The organism is Amylibacter sp. SFDW26, from assembly GCF_009184395.1.
In the GTDB taxonomy this organism is placed as follows: Bacteria; Pseudomonadota; Alphaproteobacteria; order Rhodobacterales; family Rhodobacteraceae; genus Amylibacter.
In genome coordinates, this window is sequence record NZ_WEIC01000001.1 from 369,787 (window position 1) to 382,595 (window position 12,809).

The window sequence follows — 12,809 nt, forward strand, 5'->3', positions numbered from 1 at the left end:
ACCCAAAGAACCCACAAGAGCACTGCCTATAGGTAGCCCGAATTGAAGGTAAGTTTGGGCTCTAAGCAGACATTCATTAATACTCACAAACCTTTAATAGCACCCTCTATCATATGCTTTAGCTCTACGCGCTCCGCTGGGCTTAGGAACGCGCCCAGCTCAATCTCACGCTCGGCACCTGTCATTGTCAGATAGCTTTCTACGGTGCGTGTATCGCGTGTCTTAAGTTTTACCCAATAGGGGTTCCCCGTCCAATACTGATCAGGCCCACGTGGGTTGTGGCGGTGAACGGCGATGGCATCTTTCCAGATCAGGATATGTTCATAAACATCACGATCTTTGTCGTTGCGGCGGATGAAATACCATAACAGACCTATGGCAAGCAGTAGGTGGGGCAGGAGCATCCACAAGGCTATTGTGCCCAGTACAGCCATCAATGGGATCGTCAGCGCAATAGCTGCGATTGTGATGACATTCACAAAGCCCTTATTCGAGAGGGATTTGATAGGCTTTACATAATGGTCAAGCGCAGGGGGATCATCGCGTTTGATGACATTAAAAAAGGCCGACGCTTCTGCATCGGCCTTTGATATATTTGAATTCGAAGTCATGGTTCCGATCAGTGATGGGGGTCTTTGTCCCACATGTCTTGTGTCGGAAGGATTTCGAATGTGTGCTCTGGTGGTGGGTTTGGAAGTGTCCATTCCAATGTATCCGCACCTTCGCCCCAATATGACTTCTCTTCTACTTTCTTACCCCAAAGGATTGTGTAGAACACGATGCCGATGAAGAAGACGAATGAAGCGAATGATAGGAAGGCACCATAAGAGCTGATTTCGTTCCAGTAAGCGAATTGCTCTGGGTAGTCGATGTAACGACGTGGCATACCTTGGCGCCCCAAGAAGTGTTGTGGGAAGAAGGTAATGTTAGCGCCAATGAACATCGCCCAGAAGTGCAATTGACCTGCCCATTCTGGGTACTGACGACCAGACATTTTGCCGATCCAGTAGTAAACACCAGCAAAGATACAGAAAACCGCACCCAGTGACATCACATAGTGGAAGTGCGCAACTACGTAGTATGTATCGTGGTATGCACGGTCAACACCAGCTTGCGATAGAACGATACCTGTTACGCCACCAACGGTGAACAAGAACAAGAAACCGAATGCGAACAGCATAGGTGTTTTAAGCGTGATAGAACCGCCCCACATCGTTGCAATCCATGAGAAGATCTTGATCCCTGTCGGAACCGCAATCACCATTGTTGCAAGCATAAAGTAAGACTGCTGTGTTAACGACATGCCAACTGTGTACATGTGGTGTGCCCAAACAACGAAGCCTAGCGCACCAATTGCAACCATCGCGTAAACCATTGGCAGGTAGCCAAAGATTGGTTTGCGTGAGAATGTTGAAATCACGTGTGATACGATACCAAAGCCAGGAACGATGATCATGTACACTTCTGGGTGTCCGAAGAACCATAGAAGGTGTTGGTACAAGATTGGATCGCCACCGCCTGATGGGTCGAAGAATGTTGTGCCGAAGTTACGGTCTGTCAAAAGCATTGTGATCGCACCAGCCAAAACTGGCAAAGAGAGAAGGATCAGGAATGCTGTTACAAAGATTGACCAAGCAAACAACGGTGTCTTGTGCAATGTCATGCCAGGGGCACGCATGTTCAAGAATGTTGTGATCATGTTGATCGCACCAAGGATTGAAGAAGCCCCTGATACGTGAACCGCAAAGATTGCGAAGTCCATTGAATAGCCGCCCTCGCTTGTTGAAAGTGGCGCATAAAGCACCCAGCCAACACCAGAACCAGCCTGATCGTTACCACCTGGCAAGATCAATGAACAAACAGCCAATGCAGAACCTGCAACGTACATCCAGTATGAAAGGTTATTCATACGTGGGAATGCCATGTCTGGTGCGCCGATCATCAATGGCATGAAATAGTTGCCAAAGCCGCCGAATAGGGCTGGAATAACCACAAAGAACATCATCAAGATGCCGTGGCCTGTGATCATAACGTTCCAAAGGTGTCCGTTTGGTGTACAGTCAGCAACTGCTGATGCCATCAGGCTTGCGCCCTCCATACACATGTGTTGCACACCTGGTTCCATAAGTTCGATGCGCATAAATACTGTGAATGCGACTGAGATAAAGCCCAACAAACCTGCTGTAAACAGATAAAGGATACCAATATCCTTGTGGTTTGTGGACATAAACCAACGTGTGAAAAAGCCCGGGCGGGCGTGATCATGAGCGGCTGCGTCTGCCATGTGTCTCTCCTAACACTTATTATTTCTGCGAATCCCTATAGCTGGGCTCACAGTTTCCCATTTGTGTGATACCCTGTTGATCCCAATGAAACAACTGTATCAAACGCCGCATTTGACAAGCGGGGCGGCTTGTCGCAGGGGAAATCGGTATTTTTTAGAGAGGTTTAGGGAAAATTTGCCTGTTGGCTTAAATCGCATCGCCTTTTTTCAGCAAATCGTCGATCAGTTGGCGTTGCAACGGAACACTGTCACCCGCGCCAAAGTTCAACGATCCTCCTGTGTATAAAGTGCCGTAAGTCTTTGCGATATTTACCGCTTGGCCGATACCAGAAATGAACTGATCTTTCTTCAACGGTGATAGCGGATGAATGTAAACGCCCCACAAACGGCCTTGGGCAATGGCATAGCGTGCATCGAGCGCCGTATCAAAATTCGCCTGCATTACACGTGTGATCTCTTCTTGGGTCATTCCTTCGGCCGACCGAATGGGGACCATTGCACGCATACGATCCGCTTGAACATCTGTTACGATCAGCACAGGGATATCTTGGACGGTCATCTGAAACATATTCTGATTGGATTGTGCCGCTTCATCCAAGCTAAAGACAATTTCGCCCATGCGTTCCAAGGTCATTGGTTTTTCGGCTTCTTGAGCATAGGATACAACTGTAGTGAATGCGACTGTTATAAAGCTAAGCATGATGCGGTACATCTTTGGTATCCTATCCGTTAAATGATGCCTTATAGTGACAAGCAACCCCATCCTATGCAAGCATGTTAGAGTAACGATTTCTTTAGGCATAATTTACTTTTTAGATTGGAGAATTGTGATGACGACTTTAAAAAACCTGCTTTGGGCAGGGATACTATGCCCTTTATCAGCCGTTTCAGTTTTGGCCGAAAAATCCCCGCAGCTTTATACATGTGGTGGGACAGAACCGTTTTGGTCTGCGGATGTTACAAAAGATACTCTGTCTTTTTCCGTGATCGGTGAAGAACCGCAAATGGAACCGATTGAATGGGCAGGACCTGCCCAAGGTCGCCCAGAGGATTTCATCAAAGGGATCACTGCTGGGCCATATACGGCTGTGATGCGTAAACAAATATGCTCGGATGGTATGTCAGATCAGGAATATCCTTGGGCTATTGTGATGATGAACCGTACTGGAGATGACGTGCAGATGGTAGAGGGGTGTTGTCGGTAATGAGATGCATTATTGTAAGCTGAACGTCTGCTATGGGGGACAAAGCAAACATTGAACAATTGTTTAAAGCTGACTAATCTTTCCAATATATTGGGTAAATAATAGGAATGCTAAAATGCGCGGCCAAATGGGACGATTAATTGAATTTATGCATGACCGTATGAAACCTCAATCATCAACTGAGGCATTACATATTGCAGCATTTGAAGGCGATTTAACAAGAATTGAATTCCTCGTAAACGTTAAGAAAAATGATGTTAATACTGAATTATCAACAATTATGGGTGCATCACACAGGCAAACACCTCTATTTTTGGCAATCCAGGAAGGAAACATTATGGCAGCCAAACTTTTGATCGAGCTTGGAGCAAAAATTGACCTAGTAAATGACATTGGTATAACACCGTTAATGTCAGCCGCGTCTCATGGGGACATACAGTCACTCAAGCTACTTCTAAGTTTGGGTGCTTCACCAAACTTCTATCGTCATAGCGATGGGGCTTCTGCTTTGAGTTTTTGCATGCATGCAGATGTTAATGATAACTCTAAAGCAGAGATTACGGATGTTTTGATAGAGGCTGGAGCGGATGTCGAGCTACCACAAGATAAATCTCAAAGTGTCCTGATGCTTGCAGCGCGAGAAGATTTACCTAAAGTTGTAAAAACATTATTAGACGCAGGCGCAAACCCAGAAAGAAAATGCACACTAAAGTGGGCAATGGATTGGACTGCCCTTGATCACGCTATCAATGAGGGTTCAAAGGGGGCAAGAGAAATCCTCGAACCAATTACTGAAGCACTGCCTATTGCTAGGACAGGTTGTGTACATTAACCTAAGTTCAATGTCGTATAAGGGCTCATAGCAGACATTCTCTTTGTACTTATTAAGTAAATCATGAGATAAACAAACAATGCATCTTGAGGATCTCTACAATGAATTTAGACCATATAGCACTGACATTGCTCATAATTATTGCGCCGTTTTCATCCGCCCAAGCGCAATCAAAGCACGAAGCCCAACTTTGTAAAGCAGCTGAAACAAACCGTATTGTCGAGCTGGTTTATGACAAAGACGCCAGCAAAGGCTGTCTTCCACGTTTGGTTGATGTGCACCAAGTTGCGATTGGTAATAATGGCAAGTTGTATATGCATGGTTGGCAAAATCGTGGTTGCACCAAGGGGCGCGATTATGCGTCTAAGCGGATTTTCAGGTTTGATAAGATTAAATCGGTGGAAATTATTGATGGCGATTTCAATGAAAAATCCCAATCCGTCAAAGCGGAAGGCTGGGATGGATGCATTGGGTCAAATTGCTTTATCAAAGAAAACATTTGCGAATAGACATATTCTTCAATGATTAATCAAACCCGCAAGTTTCTGTTTAAGGTTAAAAATGAAATCTATTGGTTTGAGAATATCCACTTGAGGTTGCCCAGATCGTTTTATCAATGATTTATGGGACCTTATGGGGTTGATATTAAGAGACTGAGTATATCGAATTAATTTCGCCATAAATATGCTGCAAGCTTTGGATTGCTTGTGAATATCCTATTTAGAGTAGGAACGCCCAATTCTTCTGTTAAGTTTTGTAAGGAGCTAGATGCAGAAAACCCCAAATTTGCACGCCCGTCCTTTAGTTTGTAGCCTAATGTTTCCAGTAATGTTGGATAAATATCAAATGGTGCCATATGTCGGTTTATGGTTTTTGCATTAGTTTGATTTAATATTACAAATAGGTTGCGTCTATCTTTTCCAATTTTTTGGAGTTTCTCTTCTACTGTATTTGTGAATGAGAGGTGGTCACTTAATACAATAACAATAGTGTTTTCACCTGAAGGACTATTCTTAATATGATTAACAAATTCACCGACTAAATTGCCAGTACATTCAATTGCTCGTGGAATTTGACTAATTGCACCTATTGTTGGCACGCAGTTTCTATCTAAAAATGCATCTGGCCCATGAGTTGAGATTGTTAACATGCTTTGAACAAATGGTTTTTGCTGCGATGCGAGTGTATCAAATTCTTTAATAGCAAGATCAAATAGCAGTGCATCATTTAATCCCCAAACGTTTGTGCGACCACTCTTTTTTGCATCTGCTACATTAGCTTTATCCAATAGGCGTGTATAACCGTGACCATTTAAAAAACTACGTTTTGAAAACTTATCAAGAGATGCCCCGTTCATGTATGATAGAATATAACCATCTTGTTGTAGTTGATCTCCAAGGCAGTGAACCTTTGGTAAAAATTGTGACATTGATGCTTCGATGTCATTTTTAAAAAAGATAGTTTTTAGACCATTAGAAAGAAGCGGAATACCACATTGAGTGGCGATTATGCCAGCAATTGTGAAGTTAGTACCAGTCGTTTGAATAATATTTGTAAAATCTATGGCTTGGTCAGACAGTGTGCTTATTGGTTCGTAAAATGGTTTAATTTCAGGTATTTCTGCATAACTACGCTCTACGCTTTCTAAGTATATGATAACGAGGTTCTTTTTAATGTCTGGTTTAGATAGAATTTGTGGAGGGTGAACGCGTTCATCAATGTTGAATGCGAGCTGATCTTGGTTTGGGAATGCACTATTTATGCTGTATTTAAGTATTGGTGAGAGTAAGAGCATTAGAACACCAATGCTAAGAAGTATTTTGTCAAAATACTTTTTGTTCATCATCAAATATATAGATGCAATTACTAATATGAGTGTTAATACGGTCCATAATATCAACGGACCTGAGAAACCATCAGCGCCAATTGAGACCATATCTTCGATTTGGTTATCGTGTAAAAACACTAATATTGGTTCAATTTCATTATTGCCAAATAGAAACCCAATTACAGCAAATGGTATCGCTGTAAATAAAGCAAATATCCAAGTGAAATATATGGTTTTATGGATTTTTTTATCGTCATCTCTATTCGGGAGTGAAATTTCCATTAAACATCCAAGGAAAATAACTATGTAGATTATGCTTTCAATACTCAAATAGCTTCTTAAGCTAAGGAGGAATAATACGCCGTCTTTATTTTTGTATGGTGTAACATATACAATGAGGAAAAACGCAGCTATATAAAATGAAATTGAGACAATGATTGAGAATAATTTGAAGAGCGTTTTTTTCATTAAAACTTTGCCTAGTTTCTTTTATTATTGATGATCTAAGTAATTGATATAGGCAAAATGTTTTATAGCAATACTTTATTTAACTACTACCAAATACTTCCGTAAACTTCCTTTTCAAAACAATATCCACATCATCCATCGTGACAGGTAAGCCGAGGTCGACCAAACTGGTCACACCGTGTTCCGCGATACCACAAGGAATGATACCGCTGTAATGGTCTAACTCAGGTTCCACATTGATACTGATCCCGTGAAAACTAACCCACTTACGCAAACGCACGCCGATGGCCGCAATCTTGTCTTCGGGATGGGCACCCAATGCGGTCAATGGTTTGTCTTTGCGGACAACCCAAACACCAACACGACCTTCGCGACGTTCGCCTTGAACGCCGAACTCTGCCAATGTTTGAATGACCCAATTCTCGAGCATACTCACGAACTTACGGACATCTTTGCCACGGTGGTTTAAGTCTAGCATTGCATATGCAATACGCTGCCCTGGGCCGTGGTATGTATATTGTCCGCCGCGTTTGGTATCATAAACAGGGAAACGGTTTGGATCGACCAAATCAGTAACATTGGCACTGGTGCCAGCCGTGTAAAGCGGTGGGTGTTCCAATAGCCAGATTTGTTCTGTACGTTCACCTTTGATCATCTGATCAACGTGATCTTCCATCTGCGCAATGGCTGATGGGTAGTCGATATATGTGGTGCTATGTGTCCAAGTAACCATAGGCGCAGCAGTGACCCATTTCAAAACCCATGTCAATTTCCGAAAATGAGAGAAAGACCGCTTATCGTGTTTCCATTATCAGTGGGGCACCGCTCATTTTCCCAATCACATATATGTTCTCTTTTCTGGTCAAGGAACGAGCAAGTAAATTGTGAGTCTATTTATGAGGAGGTTCTTATGTTCCGTAAATCTGCAATTTCTGCATGTGCAGCTGCATCATTAACAATCATTCCTGCCCAACAGGCATCCGCTGACTTAGGGGATGCACTCGTAGGGGCTGCCGTAGGCGGTGTTGTTGGTGGTGTTATCGTCGATCAAGTACACAAAAAGAAACAGGCCGAAGCACGCGCTAATACACGCCGCACGACCAAAACGTATAACTCAGGTTATAAGCGCAAAGCGTCTTATAATTCTGTACAAAGGCAAGAGAATAGGGATGTGCAAACATCGTTGAACCATTTCAACTTTCCAGCAGGTACACCCGATGGCGTATTTGGGCGTAATACACGCAGTGCTATGTCATCGTATCAAAGTTTCATGGGTTATCCACAAACGGGTCAGTTGACCGAGTTTGAAAGAACAGTTCTGGTGAACAGCTACCACCGTTCTATTGCGGGTGGTGCGGGGACGTCAGAAATTATTGCCAACTCTCAATATGGCCAACGTGGGTTGTTGAAACATACACAACAAGAGATGGCCGGTGGGACATCCGCAACGGTAGCATCTTATCAAGCGGCTAATGTGCAAGCTGGTACCAATCCAGCGTTTGCTGCGTTTTCATTGCCAAACTTTGGTAAAGCTTCTGATACAAGCTCGATTGCCAATCACTGTAATCAGGTCAATTTGGTTACAAATACCAATGGCGGTTATACAAAAGCATCAGATATCACTGACCCTGCTTTTGCATTGAGCGAACAATTTTGTTTGGCTCGTATTTATGCCATCGCAAAAAGCGAAGACTTAAGCTCAAAAGTTACAGGTATCAGTTCATCTGATATGCAAGCACAATGTGAAACGCTTAGCCCTTCTTTCAAGGATCAGATATCAGCTTTGTCCTTAATTGGTCGTGACGAAGTTATTTCACAGACAGGTGCGAAAGTATTGTCTACGGGCATGTCACCTGCACAACTTAGCAATACTGCAAATATCTGTTTAGGTGTTGGGTATCGCACGGATAATGCAGATGTGGCTTTGGCTTCGACACTTATCTTGGTGACTTTGGGTCAACCGGCATATGGTGAATTGTTGGGGCATCATTTAGTGAATGGCTTTGGCACATTGCAACGCAATGACTTGGCTTTGCAGTGGTATACATCTGCCAATGATGCAATCGCATCTGGTCAGCCTGCAGTGTTTGCACCAACCCAAGTTGAACGCCCAGATTTGATCCAAGCGGCTGCGTTAAAATTGGATGCAACACAAGCGCCTGAGGCGGTTACAAAATCAACAGCTACATTCTCATTGCCTGTATTTACAGCGCAATAAGATCGCAAATATGAATACGGCCGTTAGTATTTTTGTACTGGCGGCCGTTTATGTTTTCCAAGGTGGTAATATCCTCTTCACAAGCGTGGAACGCTTCGGTATACGCGCCTTACCTCAAAGTGCGGCCGTGGCGGAATTGGTAGACGCGCAGCGTTGAGGTCGCTGTGGGGTAAAACCCGTGGAAGTTCGAGTCTTCTCGGCCGCACCAATTTTGATTATTCTTTCTCACCCAAACGTTTGCTGACACCGATTGCGTAAATTGCAGAACGCGCTTCAAGCATTGGATCCTCTGATGGCTCAAAACCGTCAGTTAAGATAAGTGGATCATAATTCAGTGGATCACATTCTCCTTCCGCTTCGGTGCTAATGGAATTCACGATCAGCTTTGCAGCTTTGATTTGTGTGTGTTCGCCCGTCCATAAAATCGCAGGGTTCAGGATTTCATCATCTGGGTTTGCTATCGTGATAATCATATCCCATGCCACTTCGCCAGCATCCAAGTTGGCTTGCATGTTCTCAAAAAAGAAGTTCTCACTGGGATCAAGAACGACTTTCTGATCATTGGATGGTACAAATGACCAGCGAATAGCGGTGCGTTTGCCAGCGTCATCGACAAGGTAAAACGTGTTGATGCTGTTATAGGTTGCCCCTTCGTAGGGGCGTAACGTTTTATCGCGGGCTGAATGATATGCCTTATGCGCCTTCAATTCTGGACTGTTCGCGGCAAAGGCCTTTACGGCTTCTTTTCCAATCGCTTTGGCCTGCATAAGTTTACTAAAAGCTTCAGGTGTTGAGACTGGAAAGAAATGTTCGGTATTCATGCCGATTATATGCGTATCGTCATCAGGTGTGGTGATTTCAAAGGCCAAACCATAATCTGCAAATTTATTATCAGCAGCTTTATTATTCCCACCTTTATGGGACACGCGACCATTCACACTGGAGGTTTGTGTGAAGATAGGGCTGTTTGTGTATTTCAGAATGGCAGCATCTTGCGGCTCAAAAGACCCTATGATGCAAAACCCTTTTGTATGATTGCGACGTTTTCCTTTTGTCACGCCGAAGACATCTTCGAACGCTTTCATAGTGCGCTCGGCTTTATCAAATGCATCTTCTGCAAATGCTGTCACTGGCATCAATGCTATGCTCAATGCAATTGCGCTTGCTCTTAACATATTTAGTCCTTTCTATTACGATTCGTGTACGTATAGTTAATGTACTAACAATTGCATTGCGAACTATCAAATGTTAAAGTAAATCTGCGACAAGACGTCTGAAATACCGAAGGGGCTGATTTTGACGAAACAATTGACTGTATCTTTGCCTGAGACATTGAAATTAGATTCTCAGTTGTGTTTTGCCCTTCATTCTGCATCGAATAAGATCGATCAAATGTATCGACCTTTACTGGCAACGCATGGGTTAACCTATGCGCAATACATTGTGTTGATGTCCCTTTCTGAAAAGGACAATGTGCCAATTACTGTATTGGCCAAGAAGCTGGGTGTTTCAAAGGCAACTATGACACCCTTGTTGCGCCGACTTGAGGCCAAGAACCTTGTGACGCGTAAGATTGAAAGTACGAATGAGCGTCAAAAGCAGGTAAAACTTACGCAAGAGGGGTTGGCATTGTTAAGCGAAAGCTGTGATGCAACGGATAAGGTTTTTGAAGATACAGGGCTTACAAAGGCACAAGCTGATGGTCTGATTGCTTTATGTAAGGTGATTACTCAAAAGTAGCTTTGAAAGTATCGTCAAATCAAAGTGATTTACATTTACCAAACGGTCGGTAGGCTTGTTTTTTGTTTTATGGTTATGTCCAATAAACCTATAAAAGGATCAGATTATGTCTGACACATCTGTATTCCATGACGGCGAACTGTTTGTGCAAAACAAACTTGGCGTCACCAAAGATGTCGCAAAATTTGCACCTCGTGCCATTCGGGATTTTATGCCTGATCAACACCGTTTGTTTTATCAAATGCTGCCAATGATGATTATGGGTGCACTTGATGATCAGGGCAGGCCGTGGGCCACGGCTGCCTTTGGTCAACGTGGGTTTATGCATTCTCCTGATCAACACACATTGCAGATTGGTGCATTGCCTGTATTACATGATACATTGAATTTACAAATTGGCGCCAAAGATAAGCTTGGCTTTGTTGGTATCGAGTTGGAAACACGTCGCCGCAATCGGATGAATGGGGTTGTAGATCTTGTTACTGAACATGGGCTAACGGTGACAGTTGATCAGAGCTATGGGAATTGCCCGCAATATATTCAACGGCGCGATGTGAATTTACGTATGTTGGGGCCTGACGCACAAACTGTTACGCAATCTAAACAGATTGATGCGAACGCAAAGCAGATCATCGAAGCCGCCGATACATTCTTTATCGCTTCACGGACGCAAGAGATTGATGGCGATCCGCGCAGTGGAATTGATGCATCGCACCGTGGTGGGCATCCTGGTTTTGTTAAGGTGACGGAAAAGGGACATCTTATGTTTCCAGACTTTTCGGGCAACCAGTTTTACAACACATTGGGGAATATCGCAGCCGATGGGCGTGTTGGTTTGTTTATTCCTGAATTTGACACTGGACGAGCTGTATTTTTGACAGGTCGTGCTGAAATCATTTGGGATGGTCCAGAGGTGGATGCATTCATGGGGGCCGAACGGTCGGTGATGGTCAATCCAGAGGCTATTATTGTGGCTGAAAACGTACTCCCTATAAAGGGTGATTTGGTTGAGCCATGGCCGCTGTTAAAGAATACGGGGCACTGGGAGTAGCAATATTCGCCATCCATAGATTCGTTTTTACCGTATAAAACTGTGGTGTCTTGGTAACAACTTAGGGGTGATTTAAAGTAATTTTCACTATCGTTATAATCTAAGTATAGATTCCGTCACGTTAAAATGAATAAAGTACTTCACATTAGTGTCTACTTTTTATTAAAGCCTAGAAACGAACCAAATCGAAACATATTTGTGTCATAGTTTATTGGTTTTAAGGAAAGGCCAGTAACGGCGATATAGTAATGTATAACAAGTAATGTGAGTTTTGAGTAATGCTAATTGCGACAGTGTTTGCTTCAGGGATAGTTTTAGGATTAATCGTAGGCTTTGTAAGCTTTACGTTGATTTATGCTTTCTTGGGATAATTTGGTATTTGATATTAGTTTGTGCCTGTATGTAACAAGCTTATAATATCAAGGGGGCTTGCGGTATCGTAGCCCCCTTGTTTTATTAAATTTCTAAAAGACAGGCTTCTTCAGCATTCAAACAAGTACGGATTGAAGGTCCGAAGCTTTTTGGGTTGGACTGAAGGTTTGGAAAGGCTTGATACAAGCTTTCACGTGTTTCTTGATCGAAGGCAGCCATATTCACTTCATTTGGGTGATAACTCTCGGTTGATGTGCCTTCAGAATAAATAATTTCATGCCGGTCAAATAAGACATGATAATATTCAACGATACCATCAATAACTTGATAGACGCGGTCATTATTCAAAAATGCTCTCGCAGGAATTAACACCTCGGGTTGTCCAAACATCAATTCGGCTTGTTCACCTTTAAATAAGATGCGGTGTTCTGGAGATAAGATCAGATCGCGCGTGTTCTTTAAAACAGATTTTTGGATCACAATTGGTGCATTCTCTGGCCTAATACGTGCTTTATATGAGCCAATCCAACGTACACTTTGCATACCGTGATCGCGCGTGATCACGCGTGCACCAGCTTCAAGGTTTTGCACTCTTACATCACCAAAAGATGTCATGATGTTTGTATCGGCAGCAAACCCGCTGTGGTTCGTGTTCTGCACATTTTCAGAAGGATACCGCGTCGGAAATCTAGACGGTACCATCGTAGCATTTTGAAATGCTGTCTTTGATGAAAGAGGCGCTACCATGTGGCTACTCCTTCATACTGAATGTTTGTTGTTGCATATTCAGTCCACATCATAGTGCTTTGCA

Annotated in this window: 14 protein-coding genes and 1 tRNA gene; 8 read left to right on the plus strand and 7 right to left on the minus strand. The window is 43.2% G+C overall.

Annotated features, from left to right (window positions below):
- Positions 1 to 83 precede the first annotated feature (83 nt).
- The 3 genes from F9L33_RS01910 to F9L33_RS01920 form a co-directional block, all read right to left on the minus strand.
- Positions 84 to 611, minus strand: a complete 528-nt coding sequence (locus F9L33_RS01910; RefSeq protein WP_193221940.1) for a DUF2244 domain-containing protein — start codon at positions 609 to 611, stop codon at positions 84 to 86.
- 8 nt (positions 612 to 619) lie between these two features.
- Positions 620 to 2,284 carry a cytochrome c oxidase subunit 1 gene (locus F9L33_RS01915; protein ID WP_152141044.1) on the minus strand — a complete coding sequence of 555 codons (1,665 nt, stop codon included), beginning with the start codon at positions 2,282 to 2,284 and terminating at the stop codon, positions 620 to 622.
- Positions 2,285 to 2,471: 187 nt separating this feature from the next.
- Positions 2,472 to 2,996, minus strand: a complete 525-nt coding sequence (locus F9L33_RS01920; protein WP_152141045.1) for a hypothetical protein — start codon at positions 2,994 to 2,996, stop codon at positions 2,472 to 2,474.
- Positions 2,997 to 3,114: 118 nt separating this feature from the next.
- On the opposite strand from F9L33_RS01920, the gene F9L33_RS01925 reads away from it, so the two are divergent.
- The 3 genes from F9L33_RS01925 (at position 3,115) to F9L33_RS01935 (ending at position 4,830) form a co-directional block, all read left to right on the plus strand.
- The gene (locus F9L33_RS01925) at positions 3,115 to 3,489 is read left to right on the plus strand and encodes a hypothetical protein (RefSeq protein WP_152141046.1); all 375 of its coding nucleotides are present in this window, start codon (positions 3,115 to 3,117) and stop codon (positions 3,487 to 3,489) included.
- A 115-nt stretch (positions 3,490 to 3,604) separates the two neighbouring features.
- Positions 3,605 to 4,321: an ankyrin repeat domain-containing protein gene (locus tag F9L33_RS01930; RefSeq protein WP_152141047.1), complete on the plus strand. Its 717-nt coding sequence runs from the start codon at positions 3,605 to 3,607 to the stop codon at positions 4,319 to 4,321.
- A gap of 101 nt (positions 4,322 to 4,422) precedes the next feature.
- Positions 4,423 to 4,830: a WYL domain-containing protein gene (locus F9L33_RS01935; RefSeq protein ID WP_152141048.1), complete on the plus strand. Its 408-nt coding sequence runs from the start codon at positions 4,423 to 4,425 to the stop codon at positions 4,828 to 4,830.
- Between the two features lie 158 nt (positions 4,831 to 4,988).
- On the opposite strand, the gene F9L33_RS01940 is transcribed toward F9L33_RS01935, so the two are convergent.
- Positions 4,989 to 6,617, minus strand: coding sequence for a sulfatase-like hydrolase/transferase (locus F9L33_RS01940; protein ID WP_152141049.1), 1,629 nt, complete (start codon positions 6,615 to 6,617; stop codon positions 4,989 to 4,991).
- Between the two features lie 79 nt (positions 6,618 to 6,696).
- The gene (lipB, locus tag F9L33_RS01945) at positions 6,697 to 7,350 is read right to left on the minus strand and encodes a lipoyl(octanoyl) transferase LipB (RefSeq protein ID WP_152141050.1); all 654 of its coding nucleotides are present in this window, start codon (positions 7,348 to 7,350) and stop codon (positions 6,697 to 6,699) included.
- Between the two features lie 177 nt (positions 7,351 to 7,527).
- Between lipB and F9L33_RS01950 the strand changes: the two genes are divergently transcribed.
- From F9L33_RS01950 to F9L33_RS01955, 3 genes are all read left to right on the plus strand, one after another.
- On the plus strand, positions 7,528 to 8,835 hold the full coding sequence (locus F9L33_RS01950) for a peptidoglycan-binding domain-containing protein (RefSeq protein ID WP_193221941.1): 1,308 nt from the start codon (positions 7,528 to 7,530) through the stop codon (positions 8,833 to 8,835).
- A gap of 10 nt (positions 8,836 to 8,845) precedes the next feature.
- Positions 8,846 to 8,992, plus strand: a complete 147-nt coding sequence (locus tag F9L33_RS15685) for a hypothetical protein (RefSeq protein ID WP_193221942.1) — start codon at positions 8,846 to 8,848, stop codon at positions 8,990 to 8,992.
- Positions 8,957 to 9,043, plus strand: a tRNA-Leu gene (locus tag F9L33_RS01955). Before F9L33_RS15685 ends, F9L33_RS01955 begins: the two co-directional genes overlap by 36 nt.
- 7 nt (positions 9,044 to 9,050) lie before the next feature.
- On the opposite strand, the gene F9L33_RS01960 is transcribed toward F9L33_RS01955, so the two are convergent.
- Entirely contained in the window at positions 9,051 to 10,010 is a 960-nt protein-coding gene (locus F9L33_RS01960) for a catalase (RefSeq protein ID WP_152141052.1), read from the minus strand.
- Between the two features lie 121 nt (positions 10,011 to 10,131).
- On the opposite strand from F9L33_RS01960, the gene F9L33_RS01965 reads away from it, so the two are divergent.
- A complete protein-coding gene (locus F9L33_RS01965; protein WP_226803897.1) occupies positions 10,132 to 10,575 on the plus strand; it encodes a MarR family winged helix-turn-helix transcriptional regulator in 444 nt (147 codons plus the stop codon).
- Between the two features lie 106 nt (positions 10,576 to 10,681).
- Positions 10,682 to 11,626 carry a pyridoxamine 5'-phosphate oxidase family protein gene (locus F9L33_RS01970; RefSeq protein ID WP_152141053.1) on the plus strand — a complete coding sequence of 315 codons (945 nt, stop codon included), beginning with the start codon at positions 10,682 to 10,684 and terminating at the stop codon, positions 11,624 to 11,626.
- 456 nt (positions 11,627 to 12,082) lie between these two features.
- On the opposite strand, the gene F9L33_RS01975 is transcribed toward F9L33_RS01970, so the two are convergent.
- The gene (locus tag F9L33_RS01975) at positions 12,083 to 12,745 is read right to left on the minus strand and encodes a Hint domain-containing protein (protein WP_152141054.1); all 663 of its coding nucleotides are present in this window, start codon (positions 12,743 to 12,745) and stop codon (positions 12,083 to 12,085) included.
- Positions 12,746 to 12,809 lie beyond the last annotated feature (64 nt).